This window comes from Ruegeria sp. G5 (genome assembly GCF_056533365.1).
In genome coordinates this window covers 24,308-43,648 of record NZ_JBQFOK010000013.1, presented here as the reverse complement: position 1 = coordinate 43,648, position 19,341 = coordinate 24,308, and the positions used below count along the sequence as shown (strand labels likewise).

At 55.7% G+C, this 19,341-nt stretch carries 17 protein-coding genes; 10 read left to right on the top strand and 7 right to left on the bottom strand.

Features of this window, described 5'->3' with window-relative positions; genetic code table 11:
• The first annotated feature begins 13 nt into the window (after positions 1–13).
• The 7 genes from ACR0BD_RS18360 to ACR0BD_RS18330 are packed head-to-tail and all read left to right on the top strand — an operon-like array spanning position 14 to position 7,387.
• Positions 14–1,555 (top strand): TadE/TadG family type IV pilus assembly protein, encoded by a 1,542-nt coding sequence (locus ACR0BD_RS18360; protein WP_480832622.1) that lies wholly within the window; start codon positions 14–16, stop codon positions 1,553–1,555.
• Entirely contained in the window at positions 1,552–2,052 is a 501-nt protein-coding gene (locus tag ACR0BD_RS18355; protein ID WP_480832621.1) for a TadE/TadG family type IV pilus assembly protein, read from the top strand. Before ACR0BD_RS18360 ends, ACR0BD_RS18355 begins: the two co-directional genes overlap by 4 nt.
• Positions 2,049–2,687 (top strand): TadE/TadG family type IV pilus assembly protein, encoded by a 639-nt coding sequence (locus tag ACR0BD_RS18350; protein WP_480832619.1) that lies wholly within the window; start codon positions 2,049–2,051, stop codon positions 2,685–2,687. The genes ACR0BD_RS18355 and ACR0BD_RS18350 overlap by 4 nt, the downstream gene beginning before the upstream one ends.
• 11 nt (positions 2,688–2,698) lie before the next feature.
• Complete coding sequence (locus ACR0BD_RS18345; RefSeq protein ID WP_480699616.1) at positions 2,699–3,901, top strand: CpaE/TadZ family protein; 1,203 nt, start codon at positions 2,699–2,701, stop codon at positions 3,899–3,901.
• 51 nt (positions 3,902–3,952) lie between these two features.
• On the top strand, positions 3,953–5,350 hold the full coding sequence (locus tag ACR0BD_RS18340; protein WP_480832617.1) for a TadA family conjugal transfer-associated ATPase: 1,398 nt from the start codon (positions 3,953–3,955) through the stop codon (positions 5,348–5,350).
• A gap of 12 nt (positions 5,351–5,362) precedes the next feature.
• Positions 5,363–6,391 carry a type II secretion system F family protein gene (locus ACR0BD_RS18335; protein ID WP_480832615.1) on the top strand — a complete coding sequence of 343 codons (1,029 nt, stop codon included), beginning with the start codon at positions 5,363–5,365 and terminating at the stop codon, positions 6,389–6,391.
• A 12-nt stretch (positions 6,392–6,403) separates the two neighbouring features.
• Positions 6,404–7,387 carry a type II secretion system F family protein gene (locus ACR0BD_RS18330; RefSeq protein ID WP_480832613.1) on the top strand — a complete coding sequence of 328 codons (984 nt, stop codon included), beginning with the start codon at positions 6,404–6,406 and terminating at the stop codon, positions 7,385–7,387.
• A gap of 3 nt (positions 7,388–7,390) precedes the next feature.
• On the opposite strand, the gene ACR0BD_RS18325 is transcribed toward ACR0BD_RS18330, so the two are convergent.
• The gene (locus ACR0BD_RS18325) at positions 7,391–7,882 is read right to left on the bottom strand and encodes an A24 family peptidase (RefSeq protein ID WP_480832611.1); all 492 of its coding nucleotides are present in this window, start codon (positions 7,880–7,882) and stop codon (positions 7,391–7,393) included.
• Complete coding sequence (locus ACR0BD_RS18320; RefSeq protein ID WP_480832609.1) at positions 7,882–8,727, bottom strand: helix-turn-helix transcriptional regulator; 846 nt, start codon at positions 8,725–8,727, stop codon at positions 7,882–7,884. The genes ACR0BD_RS18325 and ACR0BD_RS18320 overlap by 1 nt, the downstream gene beginning before the upstream one ends.
• Positions 8,728–9,403: 676 nt before the next feature.
• Here ACR0BD_RS18320 and ACR0BD_RS18315 point away from each other — a divergent pair.
• On the top strand, positions 9,404–10,750 hold the full coding sequence (locus ACR0BD_RS18315; protein ID WP_480832607.1) for a substrate-binding protein: 1,347 nt from the start codon (positions 9,404–9,406) through the stop codon (positions 10,748–10,750).
• Between the two features lie 11 nt (positions 10,751–10,761).
• Here the strand turns inward: ACR0BD_RS18315 and gph are convergent, their stop codons facing one another.
• A complete protein-coding gene (gene gph / locus ACR0BD_RS18310; RefSeq protein ID WP_480832605.1) occupies positions 10,762–11,427 on the bottom strand; it encodes a phosphoglycolate phosphatase in 666 nt (221 codons plus the stop codon).
• Between the two features lie 220 nt (positions 11,428–11,647).
• On the opposite strand from gph, the gene hemP reads away from it, so the two are divergent.
• The gene (gene hemP, locus ACR0BD_RS18305) at positions 11,648–11,815 is read left to right on the top strand and encodes a hemin uptake protein HemP (RefSeq protein WP_082637147.1); all 168 of its coding nucleotides are present in this window, start codon (positions 11,648–11,650) and stop codon (positions 11,813–11,815) included.
• Positions 11,812–12,288 (top strand): hypothetical protein, encoded by a 477-nt coding sequence (locus ACR0BD_RS18300; RefSeq protein ID WP_480832603.1) that lies wholly within the window; start codon positions 11,812–11,814, stop codon positions 12,286–12,288. The genes hemP and ACR0BD_RS18300 overlap by 4 nt, the downstream gene beginning before the upstream one ends.
• 48 nt (positions 12,289–12,336) lie before the next feature.
• Here the strand turns inward: ACR0BD_RS18300 and ACR0BD_RS18295 are convergent, their stop codons facing one another.
• The 4 genes from ACR0BD_RS18295 to ACR0BD_RS18280 form a co-directional block, all read right to left on the bottom strand.
• Positions 12,337–15,402, bottom strand: coding sequence for an aminotransferase class III-fold pyridoxal phosphate-dependent enzyme (locus ACR0BD_RS18295; protein WP_480832601.1), 3,066 nt, complete (start codon positions 15,400–15,402; stop codon positions 12,337–12,339).
• 107 nt (positions 15,403–15,509) lie between these two features.
• Positions 15,510–16,382 (bottom strand): NAD(P)-dependent oxidoreductase, encoded by an 873-nt coding sequence (locus ACR0BD_RS18290; protein ID WP_480832599.1) that lies wholly within the window; start codon positions 16,380–16,382, stop codon positions 15,510–15,512.
• A gap of 98 nt (positions 16,383–16,480) precedes the next feature.
• Complete coding sequence (gene cueR, locus ACR0BD_RS18285; protein WP_480832597.1) at positions 16,481–16,870, bottom strand: Cu(I)-responsive transcriptional regulator; 390 nt, start codon at positions 16,868–16,870, stop codon at positions 16,481–16,483.
• The gene (locus ACR0BD_RS18280) at positions 16,867–19,338 is read right to left on the bottom strand and encodes a heavy metal translocating P-type ATPase (RefSeq protein WP_480832668.1); all 2,472 of its coding nucleotides are present in this window, start codon (positions 19,336–19,338) and stop codon (positions 16,867–16,869) included. Before ACR0BD_RS18280 ends, cueR begins: the two co-directional genes overlap by 4 nt.
• Positions 19,339–19,341: the final 3 nt, after the last annotated feature.

The following is a 19,341-nucleotide window of genomic DNA, read 5'->3' as shown; positions in this document are numbered from 1 at the left end:
CGGAGGGTTTGAGATGCGTACGGTTAAAAAGTTCAGGAACGACGAAAGCGGCACAATTCTGGTTTTTGTCGGAATGAGCCTGGTGTTTATCTTCGGCTTCGTGGCCCTGACTTTTGACCTTGGCCGTGTCGTCTCAACCCAGACGGATTTGCAGTCCTACGCAGATCACGTTGCCTTGGCTGCGGCGGGTGAGCTAGATGGTAACGGTGACTCCATCGACCGTGCCACAGCTGCGGCTGCTGCGATGATCGAGGACGAACAGTTCTTTGCAGATGGTAGCCAGACGCTGAACTCTGCCGCAGATTTTTCCCTACGGTTTCTGACGAACCTGCCCGATGACGCCCGTGATGAGGCTTCGGTAGCCGCGTTTGTCACGACCAATCAAAGAGCTGCTGTTCTGGTAGAGGTCACGGCGACCCCGCGTACGGTGTTCCTGCCCTTTACCCGTGCTTTGTCCAGCCTTTTGGGGGCAACCCCCGAGGATGCAGAAGTTAGCGCGGTAGCGATTGCGGGTTTTACGTCCTACGCCTGTGATGTAACGCCACTGATGTTCTGTATCCCTCCGGGTTGGACCGCGAACGCCAATATTGGAACCGCAATCAAGTTGCGGACTGGCCAGGCAAACGCGCCTTGGGGCCCCGGCAACTTTGGCTTCCTTGACCCTGAAGATTTTGGCATCAACCCACTGGGGCCATGTGCCGGGTTGAATGGCTCAAGCCTTTACATTTGCCTGATTGCGGCAGAAGGCAACATCGGTCGGTGCGTAGCGCAACGTGGCGTCGACACCGAGCCAGGACAGCGTCAGGGTATTGCCGGTGCGATTTATAACTCAAGATTCGACTACTTCGAAGCGACTCTGAACAGCTTTAGAAATGACCCAGCCTATGCACCAGGACCAAACGTAATCTCTGGGTTTGTTCAACCGAGTGGTAATGGGAACGGTAACGGCAACGGTGGTGGGAATAGCTGTATCAGCGGTCAGCCGGAAATCTCCACAAATACTCTTCCGCTACAACCGGATGATTGTTTCGCAACAGATTCCTGCAGTTTCCCAGGCGGAGATGGTCGGTTCGGTGACGGTGATTGGTCCACTGGCCGGGCCCGCTATGAAGACTACAACTACGGTGATGGACCACTGGGTGATTTGACCGTCAACACAAGCCTGGCAGCAGATGCCATTCGGAATTTGCCGGCGAATACGACGCGCTACCAACTGTATTTGGAAGAAATCGCTCAGGCCGCCGGAGGACCAATTCTGTCACCCGATCGCGCCGAGAGCGGGGTGCCTCAGTGTAATGCGCCGGCCTCTACAGACCCTGATCGTCGGACGTTCATCCTGGCGGCTATCGATTGCGCAGCAAACAACGTGCAAGGCCGCGCCGAAGATGTCCCGGTGGAGGAATTCATAAAAGGCTTCTTGATCCAACCTTTGGATAGCGACTCGGGCACCGATTTCGACATCTTTCTTGAAGTTGTTGAACAGGTCGGCGGTGGCGGATTTGGTGGCAATGATGATGACGGTATTTTCCGTGATGTAGTGAGGTTGTACCGGTGAAACGTCTTGTTGCTCAAATCCTACGTCTGAAGCGCTGTGAATCTGGCGCCCCGATGGTCGAGTTCGCGATGGTCCTGCCCCTGTTGATGCTGTTCATCGCAGTTATCGTCGAAGGCGGTCGCATCACCTGGATCCATCAGGCAACCGCAGCTGGTGTTCGCGATGCGTCCCGAATGATTGCACGTATCGCGCCGATTGATTTGTGTGCAGGCGGAGCGTCTACGCTGAACGCAGGCTACGACATGATCGCGACTGACATTGTCACCAATCAGTTGGGTGGCTCGGCTGTCCTGCCTCTTGGAACGACCGTGGTGGACGTTGTGCCAACATGCGTTCCGCGCAGTGGCGACTATCGTGTAAACCCGTCCTCGGTTGTTGAAGTCACCGCGCAAATTCGCATCGACTTCCTGTTTGGCAATGTTTTCAGCCTGTTTGGTACCTCTTTGGGGCCGCTGAACACCGAAATCTCGGATCAAAGCAAGGTGTATGGGGTATGAAACGCTTAACACATATACTCCGCGCGTTCCGCAGACAGGAACGTGGTGCCGCACTGGTCGAGCTTGGCCTGGTTATCCCAATGTTCCTGTTGCTGATGTTCGGCATCGTGGACTACGGTCGCCTGTATTGGTCGACAACGACGGCGCAGAAGGCGATGCAGAAAGCTGCACGCTTGGCAACTGTCGGTCCTGCACAATGTGGGGCGCTGCCCGCTACGCATGAGCTCGCTAGCAATCCGGCGGGTGACACGAGATTTGGCACCCTGTGCCGAACGGGCGGTGTCTGCGCAACGCCGACATTGCCTGCGCCGTGCACGCTGGACATCAACACAGCTTATGGAGAGCGTATCTGGGATGAGATCGAGGCGCTTTTGCCGCCAGGTACAACGCCTGCCAACGTACAGTTTGCTTATACACATGACTCGCGCCTTGGTTTCCTGGGTGGACCCTACACCCCGGTTGTTACGGCCGAACTTATCAACGTCAATTTTGATTTCGTAATGCCGCTGGCTGGTTTGGCTGCGCTTGCGTCCAGCAGCCCGGCGGTCACTTCCAATACCCCAAACAGCATTTCCCTTCCCGCGATGAGCACTTCGGTACCTGCCGAAGACTTGGGCATCGGGGCAGCAGAGTAAGGAGAAGTATAATGAGTGGAAAAAATATTTCAGTATTGTTGATTTCGCCGGACGAAGAGATCTATTCGGCCATCGAGGGATCACTCGCCGAGCAGGAGAACTGCCAGTTCACGGGACGAAAAGATACTGTCTCGGGTGTGAACGGATCGGCAATTTCACTCACTGCGCTGAACGATGTTGTCCTGTTTGATGTCGAAGAAGACAGCGACAAGATGCTGGAGACAGCCAAAAGCATCTGTGACGCGCGGATGCCCAACGCAATCATCATCGCGCTGGCGCCCGAAGACATGCCGCTGGAAAAAGCACGGCAGCTCTCGAAATTGGGTGTGGATGAGGTTTTGCCGCGCAAAGCCATTAATGAAGAAATCGTACCCCAGGTCGATGCAATTCGGACCCGTCGTCAGGCGCAATTGCCTGCGGTTTGGGGCGGGCACGCAACCCTTGGGAAAGTAATCGCCGTAGCGAAATCCCGTGGTGGCGTCGGATCGTCGCTGGTTGCCGCGAATATGGCGAACGAGCTGCAACAGAAAGAGGGATTCTTTAAGAAGAAAGCCGCAAATGAAGTTGCGGTTGTCGATCTGGACTTCCAGTTTGGCTCGATCGCGGCCCTTATGGATGTTGAAGAAAGCGACGCCATGTGGCGTATGGCGATGGAAGAAAGCATCCCCGACAGCGCTTTCCTTGAGCAGGCAATGACAAAGGCGCCTTGCGGTGTCGACGTTCTGGCTGCGCCTTCCCGCTATGGTCCTCTGTCGGCCATTAAGGACGAACAGATTGACGCAATTCTCGACAGCCTCAAGCGTTCGCATGACTATGTGATCGTGGACCTGCCGCGTGCCTTGGTGGAATGGATCACCCCGGTGCTGACACAGGCCGACCGGCTGTATCTTGTGACCGACGTCGCCGTTCCATCGGTACGCTCGGCGCGTAAGCTTATTGATTTTTACCACAGCGAAAATCCAGCGCTTGATATCCAACTGGTTGCAAGCCTTGAGAAAAAACCGCTGTTCCCAGCCGCACATCATCGCGCTGCGACCAAGTTGCTTGAAAAGGACTTTTCTTATTGGGTGCCGAAGGATGACCGGACTGTGCGTGAATCCGTAGACCGCGGAATTCCGCTCCAGGAAGTCTCCAACCGCGCTCCAGCGACACGTGCGATCAAGAAACTAGCGGACGATACCAGAGCATCGCTGCCACCGCGCATGAATAACTAACGGAACCCGCTTCTGAAGCTGTGACGGAAGATAAAGTAAAAGGTTGATATAATGTTTCGTGAATTTGACAGACCGGGTCGTCCAACTCCTAACGCTGCCAAGGTTGTTGCCCTGGATCCAAAGCCGGCAGAGGCCAAAGTTTCAGACATGGCTGCGTTTGGTGCCGAGAAGAAAGCTGCCATGCAAGAGCGTGAGCTTGACCGGATTGACCTGAAAGCCCGGATGCACAACTCGTTGCTGGATAAGCTCAACCTCGCCGTTATTGACAAGGTTGAAGAGGACACGCTGCGCGGTGAGATCGGCAAACACGCCACAGATCTGCTTCGCGCTGAAGGCCGCGCCATGCGCAGCGACGAGATCAAGCAACTGGTCGAAGAGCTGATGCACGAGGTACTTGGCCTTGGCCCTCTTGAGCCGTTGCTTGCTGATCCGACGATCAACGACATCCTCGTAAATGGTCATGAACAGATCTTCGTCGAGCGCGCAGGTATTCTTGAAAAGACTGCAGCACGGTTCCGGGATGAGCGGCACCTGCTGAGAATTATCGACAAGATTGTCAGCCGCGTTGGCCGTCGTATTGATGAACGCCAGCCTTGGGTTGATGCGCGACTGGAAGACGGCAGCCGTGTAAATGCCATCATTCGCCCCTGTGCGCTGGATGGTCCGGCCCTTTCCATTCGTAAGTTTGCACGCGTGCCTTTGACGATGCAGCGTCTGGTTCAAAACGAAGCTCTGAACGATAGTGCCGCTGAGTTGTTGAAGGGTCTGGTCGAAGCCAAAATGAACGTGCTGATCTCAGGCGGTACAGGTTCTGGTAAGACGACAATGCTGAACGCTTTGTCTTCTTATATTGGCCATAATGAACGGATCGTTACCATCGAAGACGCGGCCGAACTTCAGCTGCAGCAAGAACACGTATTGCGCATGGAAACCCGCCCAGCGGGTCTGGACGGCACGGGTGCGGTGGCACAGCGTGACCTGGTTCGCAACGCGCTGCGGATGCGTCCGGACCGTATTGTTGTAGGCGAGGTGCGAGGCTCGGAAGCGTTTGACATGCTTCAAGCTATGAACACCGGCCACGACGGCTCGATGACCACGGTTCACGCCAACAGCCCTCGGGACGCCCTGTCTCGTGTTGAGCAGATGGTGCAGATGGGTGGCATGGAACTGCCTCACGCGGCGATCCGCGCAACCATCGCGTCTGCTGTGAATTTTGTCTTGCAGCTCAACCGCTTGTCGGACGGTACGCGCCGCGTGACGTCGATTGCCGAGGTTACCGGCATGGAAGGCGATATCGTCACCATGCAGGATATCTTTGTCTTCAAGCGCGAAGGTAAAGACGAGAACGGTAAAGTTCTCGGTCGGTTCATGGCAACAGGCATTCGACCGAAGTCCAGCGAGGCATTGGCCGCTGCTGGGGTTGATCTGTCTACGGTCAAATTCAGCTAAAGGAGACCGGTCATGTTTGAACAAATTCGATCATACTTCGCTAACCTGAACATCAATGCCCTGGTGGGGCCCGAGATGGAAATTGCGGGCTTTGACGTTCGGTTTGTTCTTGCATTGGTCATGTTCCTGGGCGCTTTGATCGCCTGGGAAGGTATTCGACAGTTCCTGCGTCGCGGTGAAAACCGGGAAGAGGCTATCAACCGCCGCGTTCAGATGCTGAACGAAGGCAGAAGCGGTGAGGACGTCCTGAACCTTCTGAAGCCTCAGGAGGCGAAGCCGTTCATAAGGAATTTCCCATTCGTGGGCGATTTGCCGGCGGCTTTGAAGGCGTCAGGGTTGAATATGGTCCCTGAGATGTTTCTGGTGGCCTGCGTTGTGGCGTTCCTGATCTGTGCGATCGGGGGCTCGACAATCGCTAACCCGTATCAGGTGGTTCCAATTTCCGCTGTCGTGTTTCTAATTGGGCCTCTGGTCATTCTGGGGTCCACACTCAGAAAACGTAAGGCGAATCTGATCAAGCAATTACCGGATGCCTTGGATCTGATGGCGCGTGGTCTAAAAGTAGGCCACCCCCTGAACACGACACTGCAGAGTGTTGCCGAAGAGATGCCAGATCCTATCGGGACTGAATTTGGCCTGATCGTGGACCAGGTTGCATATGGCGAAGAGCTTACGGATGCCATGAAAAACCTGGCAGACCGCATCGACGAAGAGGATATTCAATACCTCGCCGTTGCGCTGATGATGCAGCATGGTACCGGTGGCGATTTGGCCGGGATCCTCAGAACTCTGGCACGGGTGATCCGGGCACGTATGTCCTTGCGGCGTAAAGTCAAAGCGATTTCCGCAGAGGGTCGTATGACCGCATTCATTCTGTCCAGCATTCCGGTTTTGATTGCCGTGTTCATGACGATTGTGACGCCGACCTATTATGGTGATGTTGCTGACGCTCCGCAATTCTGGCCGGTGATGGGCGTGATTGCTGCGGCAATCGTTTTGAATGCCATTGTGTTGTTTAAATTGGTGAATTTCCGGATATAAGGAGTTCTTTCGATGGAATTTGTAAATTCAATTCTTGAAAACGGTTTCGCATCGCAAATCCTTATTTTTGCCGTGGTTATCATCGGTGCAGTGGTTGCGTTTTTCGGAATTTCATCCGCGTTCAGCGAACGTTCGACAGCTGCTGAGCGTATGGCACCCAGTCGCCCGCGGCAGAACCTTGCACGCACAACACCTGATAAACTTGAGGGAGAAACGCCAACCGGACTTAGCGCGGCGCTGATCCCGACAGACGCCAGCGAGCGGCTCGAAGTTGGTCAGGTGCTCGCGCGCTCTGGGTTTCGTGGAAAAAATGCCATCGCGGGTTACTACTTTATTCGTCTTGGGTTGGCGACATTCCTGCCGCTCACGTTCATTTTCCTGCTGAACTGGCAGCCACCGAATAATTTTGGTGCCCGTATCGCGGAATACATGGCCGGGTTGGATCTGCTGACCACGTTGCGTAACGTCGTCATCTTAGGGGCAATCGGCTTCTATGGCCCACACCTTTGGATGAGCACGCGTATTAAAGAACGCAAACGGGTGATGGAGAATGCGTTCCCGAACATGCTTGATCTTTTGCAGATTGGGATTGAAGCCGGCATGGGGTTCGACCAGGCCCTTCTGAAAGTTGCCGTTGAAATGCAATTGGTGGCACCTGAGATGTCCGAAGAAATCCTGATTGCACTCAGCGAAATCCAAGCAGGCCGGGACCGTGACGCAGCACTGATGCGGATGGCACGCCGCACTGGCATTGAAGAGATGAGCGCCTTTGTCAGCGTGGTTCTTCAGTCGACACGGTTTGGTGTTCCATTGGCGTCTGCTCTGAACACATATGCGGAAGAGATGCGCGAGTTGCGTGAATTGCGCGCTCAGGAGAAAGCCAACAAGCTGCCCGTTCAGATGTCTGCCGTTATGGCGAGTTTGATGCTGCCAGCCATTGCCGGGCTCATCCTGGCACCTATCGTCATCCGTTACATGGAGACTTTCGGCAACTAAGATCTACTGGGTTACCTGCGTGATCGACCAGATCACCAGGACCAACCCGGATGATCCGATCGCGATACCCATTGGAAACTCTCGCGATTGGGCCGTTGATGTGAAGCGTTGCGAAAACTCTTTAGCGAAACGGCGAAGCGTGATCATCAATGCAATGCCAAGCGCCATCGCGACCGCGAGCAACAAAAGATAGTCAGGTAGTGCGCGGACAGGAATGACAAGAAAGACGATCGGAAGCATTTTGGCATCTCCACCGCCCAACCATCTGATCGCAAACAAACCGAAGCAAACTGCAAAGCACACCCCGCCGATGAGCGCGCGGAGCAGCAGCTCGTTCCACGCCAGGAACGGGGCGGTGACAAGAAAAATTGCCACGCCGATCATGCAATAGGTGTTGGGGATTCGCAGCTGAGTGAAATCAGTCCATGCGATTGCCGCAAAAAGCGGTGCGAAAAGCCAAAGAGCTATCCAAGTTTGCCAGTCTGTGTCAGGCATTAAGCCCTTGCTTGATGTAGTTTCCCATGAAGAGCTTCACGCTCTTCGACCGAAACTAGTCTGCGCGCCAGCATATGGAAATTGTCCAGACCGGTTTTTGAGTAGATATGTTTGAGGTGTGTTCTGACAGTTGCAGGTCCGATCCCCAGTTCAGCACCGATCGCCTGTGTGGAAATCCCGCGAGAAACCAGAACACAGACGCGCCACTCAGCGCGTGTCAGCCCCGTCGGGTTGTCTGTGCTCAGAATTGGGACATCGGTGCAGGTTTTGCGGATCGTCGCCACAGTCTGGCGTGACAAGGCTTCGGTCACCAGACCAGCACGGCGGCTCTGAAAGGTTTCCGACAACTGTGGGGTGATTTGTTCGATCGCCTCTTTAAAGCGCGGATCCGAACCTGGCCCGAAATGAAGCTCCAGAAAATCGATCTCGCCTGCCTGATGGTCCAGGCACACAAACAGAATATCTGAAATTCTGCGGTTCGAAACCCAATCCGTCAGGACAGGCGACCATTTTCCCGGGTCCTCACCGTCTTCACGCAGGCTGAAAACAGAACCACGCTTAGGCATGTTGCGAAACGGGCCAAGCGCATCGTTCGCGAACGACATGAACAAGTTCCGACCGTTCGCGACATCGCGCGTGTCAGCACGCGCGGCAATGCGATGGGCACCCTTGTTCAGCCACAGGCGGCTTATCACTCCGCACTCTGCACCAAAGGCTTCAACAATGCCTTTCAGCGCAGCGTCCAGAACAAGTCCGCCCTGACTCCAATGAATGAAATTTATGATTGCTCGTGCATGAAGCGCGTTTGGCAGCCACGCCCCACTTTGAGCCTTCCCCCCATCCATACGTCACCGTTCCATACTTGTTACAACAAATTGTGGCTTACGCCGAAATCGGGCAAATGCCCATACTGTCTTTCAACGATTCTTATCAGATATCGAAAGTATCACTTTAAAAATTAACTGAAAATTAACGGTACATAAATTCTGGCGTTATGCTGGAAGTTGTGACCAATTGGCCGCCAAATTATAGACAAAGCCACAAAATATGCTTCACTGTTCCGCCTTAGGCAGACAATAAAGTGCCTAAATACCCTTGGTATTGCCCGGAGTATTCCCCTTTTGTTCTGTTGGTATTCACGCGATGATATCACCGAAATGCATGGATATTGCCAATTTCCCTAAGTGAACCGGGAGCATACGAAAAGCTCGGAGTAAACACTGTCAGGTGGTATCTGTTTAACAGGGTATGTCGTGCACTAAAGTTTAACGTCTACGAATAGAAACATCAGATTATTTGGCTTTTGAATGTGTGGCAGGTCGAAAGCCGGATGCATGTTATGTGTCAAAAATGTTTCAGAACCTCTCGTTTTTTGCTCTTTCATTTACAGACCATAGCGGCATTTTTAATTGGTTATTGAGCGCTTCTTCAGAAGCTCGTTTGTATTTTTAGAACGCAGGATGCGTTTTCATTCGCTGGAACAAGAGTCGGCGTATAGAAAATGGGAAATGGCATGAGCGAATGACTGGCAAATCTTTCACGCGCCGCGGCGTTCTAAGGTCCGGCATAGCTGCCGGTTCGGGCCTGGCCTTGCCAATGGTATTCACGGCCTCGTCCGCGGCTGCATACACCAACAAACCTACTGGCTCTTCGGTTACGCTGGGGTTCAACAATGCGCTCACAGGGCCTTATACCGAGGAAGGGAATGACGAACTGCTGGCGCAACAGCTTGCGGTTGAACACCTGAATGGCGAAGGCGACGGTGGTTGCCTGAACACGTTCTCGTCCAAAGAGCTTAGCGGGAACGGTATCCTGGGCAAGAAAGTCGCGTTTATTACCGGCGACACAAAGACCAAATCGGATGCTGGACGTGCGTCGGCCAAATCGATGATCGAGAATGGCGGCGCGATTATGATAAACGGCGGCTCGACCTCTGGCGTGGCAATTGCTGTTCAGGATCTGTGTCAGGAAGCGGGTGTGATTTTCATGGCCGGTCTGAGCCACGCAAATGATACGACAGGTAAGAATAAAAAAGCTAACGGGTTCCGTCATTTCTTTAACGCCTACATGTCAGGCGCCGCGCTGGCACCCGTGCTGGCCACCGAATTGGGCCAAGAGCGCCGTGCCTATCATCTGACGGCTGATTTCAACTGGGGCCGCAGTCAGGAGGAGGCGTTAGTTGCCTCGACCGAAGCTATGGGGTGGGAAACCGTCGACAGGGTTAAAACACCGCTCGGGTCGACCGACTTTGCGAACTATGTTGCTCCGGTCCTGGACGCGGGTGCGGACGTGCTGGTTTTGAATCATTATGGCGGAAACCTCGTGAACTCTCTGACCAATGCAATCCAGTCTGGTCTTTTGGATAAGGTTGCAAACGGTAAAGACTTTAGGATCGTCGTGCCTTTGCACACCGAAATAATCGCGAACGCGGCAGGCGAGAACATAAAGGGTGTTCTTGGTTCAATGAATTGGAACTGGCAGTTGCAGGATGAAGGTACCAAGGCCTTTGTGAAATCCTTTAGTGACAGGTACGGCAAACCGCCATCGAGTGCGGCGCAGACGTGCTACGCTCAGACATTGTTGTATGCCGACGCATGTGAACGTGCGGGTACGTTCAACCCATGTGGTGTTGTCGAAGCCCTTGAGGGATTTGAATTTGACGGTCTTGGAAACGGTCCGACACTGTACCGGGCAGACGATCACCAGTGCTTCAAAGACGTTTTGGTGGTGAGAGGGCGACAGAACCCGACCAACGACTTTGATAAGCTGGAAATAGTCGATGTGACACCAGTGGAGCAGGTAACCTATCCATCGGATCACCCGATGTTCGCGGGCGGTCAGCTTGGTTCGTGCAATCCGGGCACCTGAAAGCTGCCAACTTAAACCAGTCGTGACACGACTTCGGTTACGAAAGATGGCAGCTTATTGTTGTGGTCAAAACTCAAGGTATGCGGAATGTCGGCGACCGGGGTTTTCCGATACCCTTCCGTGAACAGCAAAAAGGGTATCTGAGCGCGCTGGGCGGTCTCGGCATCGACCTCGCTGTCCCCGACAAAAAGGCGAGGGCCCGCGTTTTGCACCGCATCAAAACTCGCATGCAGATGCGCTGGGTCAGGCTTGCGGGTCTCCAGTGTGTCGCCGCCAAAGACTGTGCTGAAATGATGCGCAAGGTTGAGGGCCTGCAGGATATGGCGCGCTGGAGCTTCGGGTTTGTTGGTGCAGATACCCAGAACACAGCCCATATTGCGTAACTCGGTCAGCGCTTCGGACACGCCGGGATAGGGTACGGTCAAGTCGCTGGAGGCAGCAGTATAGTAGTCCAGCGTGATTTTTGTCAGCTCTTCGTGGCGTTCAAGGGGAAGGCCGCAGTGCAGGATGACCCTCTCAACTAGCTTGGGCAGGCCGTTGCCGACGAACTGCTTGATAGTGGTTTGCGGTAACGGGTCCAGATCCTGACTTTGCAGCATCTTGTTCGCGGCTGCCGCGATATCGGGGATGGAATCAATCAGGGTTCCGTCCAGATCGAACATGATTGTCGCGGTCATTGATGCGTCGTCCTTGCTAGCTGCCGCGCCAGACCTATCCCGCGCGTTGACAGAGTGCAAATCACCCCGGCGCATGAGTGGTATAAATCGCACTTGACATACCTGACTAAAATAATCAGATTAATGTTAAGATCGACAGCCACCCCGGATTCGGGTCAGCCAGATATTTGAAATGCGAACAGAAAAAGGCCTTTCGCCGAAAGCGTCTGGAGTTGTCATTATGAATGTGCAGAACCCGAACCCCAGCCAATCCTACGCAGTATCCATGCTGCCAGCCCATAAAGCCGAAGACCTGACCAAAGGCGGCAATCTTGCGCATATTGAACTGGGCGATCAGCTTTACACGCTGCGTATCACCCGCGCTGGCAAATTGATCCTGACGAAATGAGGGGGTCCACTACGCGAGGCGGTGCGGCGGTCGGGCGTTTGGCGGACCTTAGCCCGCTAGAGGCGGGGGCCGTGATGTACTTGCGCCTATGGAGCGATGGTGCGCAGGCGCGGGCGGATGCTGCCAGTGATTTCGAGATAGCTTTGGGCACAGATCAAGGGCGTTTGGCCATGCTGACCTTGGACCGGTTGTGTTCCTTATGTGCACATCACGGGCGGCGTCCTTTGATCCGGCACGGATTGGGGTGTTCCTGCCTCGGCGCGGACGAGAACTGTTTTGCTCAGATGATCGCGGCTGCGTCCGAAGGCGCACGCGAAGATGCGATGATGATGGCTTCGCTGATTGTGCGCCCCGACTTTGCGCCTGCACTTGCCTCTTTGTCCGAAGAGTTAGGGTTGGCACTGCGCAGAATGACGGTATCGCTGCCGGTTCCCAGTACCGGACATAGATCCCCCTCGGCAGTGCTTCATTAACGGTCGAGCAGGTTCAAAGCCCGGGCATTCAGTCCGGGCTTTGTTCCTTTAGCAACATCCGCATCCGGCGTGGTGATGCGTGTGGTCGCAATCAGGGGCAGGGGCGTAATCGCCAACTTCTGTCAGAACATTGCGCAATGCCCACAGGATCATGTCCACATCATCGGCCTCAATGGTCAAAGGAGGGCGGATCTTCAGGATATTGTCTTTTGGACCTTCGCTGCCAATCAGAATTCGATAATCACGCATTCTGTTTTTGACGTACTTGCAAATCTTGGTGCCTTCGGACCCATCCGGGTTGATTAGTTCAACCCCAAGAAACAGCCCCATCCCACGCACATCGCCGACGCACCCGAATTCCGTTTCGATCTGGCGCAAGCCATCCTTCAAGCGGTTGCCCATCGTGCGAGCGTTGTCCTGCAACCCTTCATCATCGACGATATCCAGAACTTCCTTGCCTATCCGGCAGGACAGGGCCGAACCCCCAAAGGTCGAAAAGAACTCGATCCCATTGTCAAAGCTTTGGGCAATTTCCTTGGTTGTGACCACGACCCCCAATGGATGCCCGTTGCCAATCGGCTTACCCAGCACAACGATATCCGGTACCGCGCCTTGGTGCTCAAAACCAAAGTAATAGTCGCCCAGACGTCCCAGTCCGGTCTGAACCTCGTCGGCAATGCAAACCCCGCCCGCAGCGCGGATTTTCTCGTAGACCGCAGGCAAGTAACCCTTGGGCGGAATAATCTGACCACCAACGGAAGGAAAGGTTTCGGCGATGAATCCGGCCAGGCCCTGACTCTTGTCCAGCAAAGCCGTGATGGCAGGATCGACAAGGTCTGCGTATTTTCGCGCGCGTTCGGGGTCATCACGCTTGAAAGAGCCGCGATAGTCATCAGCCACTTCTACCAGTTCGACCCAGTCAGCCTGTCCAACGCCACCGGGTTTGTTGAACTTGTACGCCGAAATCGCGACGGCTGTATTGGTGTTGCCGTGATACCCGTGATCAGGGGTGACAATGCCCTTGGCCCCAGTATGGGCGCGGGCCAAGCGCAGCGCCAATTCGTTTGCTTCGGTGCCCGAATTGACGAAAAAGCAAACCTCGAATGGGTCTGGAAACTTAGACAATACTTTCTCGGCAAAGGCCGTCTGCGCTGGGTGTAAATACCGGGTGTTCGAATTCATCCTCTTCAGCTGATCCGCTGCAACGGCCTGAATACGTGGATGCGCATGGCCCACATGCGGAACATTGTTGTAGGCGTCCAGGTAAGGGCGGCCCCACTCATCAAACAAGTGGTGCTTCCACCCACGCACCAACATCACCGGGTCGTCATAGGTCAGGCTAAGATTGCCGCCAAAATGGGCTTTGCGACCTTGCGCGATCGCTTGTTTGTCGGTGGGTTGGTAGCACACCTTGTCATCCGGCAGGTTCAGTAACGCAGCGGGGTTCGGGCAAATCGCGTTCCACAACTCCATCTCGTCGGGGTCACCTACGCCGGGCCAATCGGCCTGCATTCCATCTGTGGTCATAGCCAGTTGGAAATGAACATGCGGTGCCCAGCCGCCGTTTTGCGTGGCATCCCCCAGACGCGCAAAAGCCGCACCCTGTGCTACCGGATCGCCGGGTTTTAACCGGTCGCAGACTTCAGGATCCAGATGACCATAGAGCGTGTAAAACGCGTCCCCTTCGGGCGTTTCATGGTGCAAAATAATGACGCCGCCGTAATCAAGATGTGCGTCCCGGTTTTCGACGGCTTCGACCCGCCCGCTCATGGGGGCGTGCAATACTGTACCGGCGGAGGCGAAAACATCGACCGCCAGATGCACGGTACGCCGATCGGAGGCCTTCCACGGACCCTTGCGAAACCCGGGTTCGGCATAAATCAGGCGTGGTTCGTTGTAGTATCCCAGCCAAAGCCCCTCACCATATTCTTCGCCCACACGCGCTGCCTCAGCCAGAGGCATGTGGAACGGATTTTGAGGCCAAACACAGTTTTCCACAGACAACGACCCCATCGGGGCATCGCTGAGATCCCTGTCGAACATTGGCGCAAACCCGCCCCGGTGTTCTGACAGATAGGTTTGCACACGCGCCGCCCCGTCTGTGACGGGCAGCCCGCATGCAACGCGCAAGCGGGCAGGTATTAGCCCGCCATTGATGTTTACATTTTCAAGAAAGCGCCATGCGGGTGCCTGGCTGATAGTGATGTAAGGATCATCAGGGTTTTGGGCGGCCATTAAGGTCGAATTGACTACCGAAACTGCCAAGCGCATGCGCAGCAATGGCCAGATCAAATCGACCTCTTCTGCCTTTAACCGATTGGCGGCATGGTATCCACGGACCAGTTCTGCCAGCGCTTTCTCTGGGTTTGGATGGTCCAGAACCACATAGGCCCCCGCTATCGCCAATTCGCAGACGCGCGGCGCGGCGCACATATCCCCCAGATCAATCAAGCCCGAAATGCTCTGACGTTGATCCAACGCACCTTCGACCAGAATGTTATAGTCGTTTGCATCATTGTGGATCGCCTGTTTCGGCAGATCGGCCAGTGCCTTCGAGTGCGCCTGAAATTGCGCGCAGATATCCACCAGCAAAGCGCGGCGCGCAGGGTCAGTAATCGCATCCAATCGATCGGCGATCCAATGCGCTTGCATCAAATCCCACTTGAAATCCGCGCGGTGCAAACAATCGTGGCCAAAGGACTCCAAAACCCGATCTGTCGCGCCCAGAACGCGACCCAGTTTCAGGATCAATTCAGCCGACTTCGGTGCAACTGCGGCATAGCATTGCCCCGGCAACCGCTCCAGCATCCAAGCCAGCCGAGGCTGCCCATGCGGGTCCGCAATCTCCGGCAGTTCGAGCCCGCTCAAGTCCGCAATAACTTTCGGAAACGGCAATCCAGGCGCTTCGGACGCGATGTGGTTCAATGCCTTGATCTGCATGTCCACTAACTCAACCGAACAGCCCGGACGCATAACTTTCAGAACGTAATCCTGTCCGTTGGTAGCCTGAACCAGAAAGTTCAGATCATATTCGCCATCCAGGCGGGTTAGTGATGCACCCAACCCCCAGCGCTGCCGCACCAAATCCGCCCAGAACGCCATTACGTCATCCATTCAAAATCCTGTCCCGTCAGACGCGGGATCCTCTTCATCTGGCCAAAAATATCCTCGGGGGTGAATTGGCCCAACGGGCCAAGAGGGGGCAGACAGCCCCCTTACCCTCAATCCAGCGCGCGCAAGCGTTTGATCAGCGAGGATGTGTCCCACCGACCGCCGCCCAGTTTTTGCACATCTTTGTAGAACTGATCGACCAACGCAGTCACCGGCAGTGACGCACCCGTTTTGTTCGCCGTATTCAGGCAAATACCCAGATCCTTGCGCATCCAATCGACAGCAAAACCGTGATCGAAATGATCGTCCAGCATAGTTTCATACCGATTGGCCATCTGCCAGCTGCCAGCCGCACCCTGACTGATAACCTCGACGACGGCACGTCCGTCCAATCCTGCTTTTTCGGCAAAATGCAGCGCTTCGCTCAAGCCCTGAACAAGCCCGGCAATGGCAATCTGGTTGCACATTTTGGTCATTTGTCCCGCACCGCTTTCCCCGATCCGGCGACAGATCTTGGAATAAACCTGCATGACGGGCTCTGCGGCGTCATAGGACGCCTGATCCCCGCCACACATGATCGACAGAACGCCGTTTTCGGCACCCGCCTGACCGCCCGAGATCGGAGCGTCGACGAAAGCGATTCCAGCGGCTTTGCCGGTCTCGTACAGCTCGCTCGTGACTTTTGCAGAAACGGTCGTGTGGTCGACAAAGATCGCGCCGTCTGACATGCCCGGAAACGCTCCGTCGTCTCCTGTGCAAACCATGCGCAGATCGTCGTCATTTCCAACACAGGCCATCACAAACTCTGCGCCTTCGGCCGCTGCGCGCGGCGTTGCTGCCATTGCGCCGCCATGCTGCGCAACCCAGGCTTCGGCCTTTGCCGCGGTTCTGTTGTAGACGGTGACTTGGTGACCTGCGGCCTGCAGGTGTCCGGCCATCGGATAGCCCATGACCCCCAGGCCCAGGAATGCGACTTTTGCCATAGTTAAGATCCTCTCTGCTGTCCGGACCTTATCTAGTGCAGCAGGCCGGGATGTTCAGCACTGACAAACCAAAGCTGCGCCCAAAGGGCAACCCCATGTCACGGCTTGCCGCCCAAATCCCGCAGGATGGGACAGTCAGGGCGATCATCGCCCGCGCAGGCGTCAATCAAATGCCCCAAGGTGTCTCGCATGGCGTTCAGATCCGCGATCTTTGCCTCGATCTGCGCCATATGAGCCCGGGCAACCTTTTTAACGTCAGCGCTGGCGCGGGTTTCATCCTCATAAAGCGCCATCAGGGTTCGGCAATCCTCGATCGTAAAACCCAGCGCCCGGGCCCGGCCCAGAAAATTCAGTTTGTGCAGATCCTGACTGCGAAACCGGCGATAGCCATTGTCATCTCGCAAAGGTTTGATCAGGCCAATGTCTTCATAATAGCGGATGGTTTTCGCGGGCAGTCCGGTCTGTGTTGATACGTCTCCGATATTCATGCCGGCACCGCCTGTGGCGCAGGGGCTTTTTCAGTCAGGTGAAAGCGCGTGCGAACGCGGCGCAGACGCAATGCGTTGGATACGACAAACACACTGGACAGTGCCATCGCACCAGCAGCAAGCGCCGGGGACAAAAGCGGCCCTCCAAACGGATAGAGAGCCCCGGCGGCCACCGGGATCAGCAACGCATTGTATCCAAAGGCCCAGCCCAGGTTCTGATGAATATTGCGCATCGTCCGGCGGCTGATTTCAACCGCATTGATTACCCCTCGCAAATCGCCCGACATCAACACAACGTCCGCCGTTTCAATCGCAACATCCGTCCCGGTGCCGATGGCAATACCTGTATCAGCGGCTGCCAGTGCGGGGGCATCGTTGATGCCGTCGCCCACAAAGGCCAGCGCCCCGTGCTGATCGCGTAGGGTGTTAATCGCTGTCAGTTTACCGTCGGGAAGGACTTCGGCAGTGACGTGGTCGATGCCCAGTATTTGCGCCAAAGCCTGTGCCGTGCGGGCATTGTCGCCTGTGATCATCGCCAGCGTCAGCCCCATACTGTGCAACTCGGCCAAAGCCTCAGCAGTTCCGGGTTTGACCGGGTCTGATACCGCCAACAGGGCTGCGGCCTGCCCGTCGATCGCGACAAACAGCGGCGTTGCACCTTCGGTTGCTCTTAGCTCGGCCTCGGCGCTCAAGTCGGATAGGTCAATCTGGTTTTTTTCCATCAGACGGGAAGACCCGATTAATACCGCATGCCCTTCTGTCACGGCCTTCACACCGAGCCCGGTCAGAGACTGAAAATCTGCAAGTTCAGGCAACGCCGATGGACCGGCGCGGGTAATAGCCGAAGCAATAGGATGTTCAGAGCGGGACTCGACCGCTGCTGCGAGGCGGAGTACGGTGTCACGGTCAAATCCGTTTGTTGTCGTGACGCTTTCTAGCTCGGGGCGCCCCATGGTCAGCGTGCCGGTTTTGTCCAAGGCAATGATTCTGGCCTGCTGCAGCTGTTGCAACGCATCGCCTTTGCGGAACAACACGCCCAACTCGGCGGCGCGCCCGGTTCCGACCATGATCGACGTTGGGGTTGCCAGCCCCATGGCGCATGGGCAGGCGATAATCAGGACAGAGACCCCTGTCACCATCGCCATCGGCAGTGCGGGCGCTGGGCCGAACAAAAGCCAGACTGCTATTGTCAGCAAGGCTACTCCGATCACTGCGGGGACGAACCACGCCGTAATCCGGTCGACCATCGCCTGAATAGGCAGTTTAGCCCCCTGCGCCTGTTCTACCATTCGGATCACCTGAGCCAGAACGGTATCGGCCCCGACGCGTGTGGCACGAATGCGCAGCGCGCCCGTTCCGTTCACCGTGCCGCCGACGACCTGAGCCTTGGGGGCCTTACCCACAGGCACAGGCTCACCGCTGATCATACTTTCATCGACATATGAGGTGCCGTCCAGAACCTCACCGTCGACGGGCAAACGTTCTCCTGGACGGACCTGAATGATGTCACCAACTCTGATCTCGGCGATCGGCTGGTCGACTGTCGTGTCGCCCCGTTCAACCCGAGCGGTCTTGGGTTGCAGCCCGACAAGCTTGCGAATTGCAGCGCCGGTGCGCCCTTTGGCCCGCGCCTCCATCACGCGCCCCAAAAGGATCAGCACCACGATGACCGAAGCGGCTTCGAAATACACGTTTGCGCTGCCTTCAGGCAAAAGCTTGGGCGCGAAGGTGGATGTCACAGAAAACAAATAGGCTGCACCCGTACCGATCGCGACCAACGCATTCATATCCGGCGCACCTTTCAGCAGGGCGGGGATCCCCTTGCGGTAAAAGACCCGCCCCGGTCCAATCAGCAATGCAGTGGTCAGCGCAAACTGGATCAGATAATTGGTCTGCATACCGATGGTCGTGTGTATCCAGTGATGAAAGGCCGGGACCATATGCCCGCCCATTTCCAAAACGAATACCGGCAGGGCCAGAACGGCCGCGACGAGCGTCGTGCGGGCCAGCGATCTCGCCTCTTGGGTTTTTTCTGAGTTTGGCTCATCTGCCTGCACCGCATGCGCCGGATAACCTGTGTCTTTGCAAAGCGTGGCGAGTTCCAGCGGATCGGTTGCCGCGTCGATAAAGCGGAGCGTTGCGGTTTCCGTGGCAAGGTTCACCTGGGCACTGACCACGGCCGGTGCTGCCATCAGCGCGCGTTCCAGCCGCGCCACGCACGAGGCGCAGCTCAGCCCGTCAATCTTTAAGGTCGTCTCGGTGGTCGCAGCCGGATAACCCGCGACATCCAGCGCGTCCGTCAAAGCGCCGAGCGGACCGTCATATTTCACAAGGGCGGTTTCGGTGGCAAAATTCACGGATGCTTCTGCAACGCCCGGTACACCGCGCAAAGCAGTTTCAACGCGGCCAACACACGACGCGCAGCCCATTCCCGTAATCTTCAACTGGGTCGATTGAGGGTTTTCCATCCG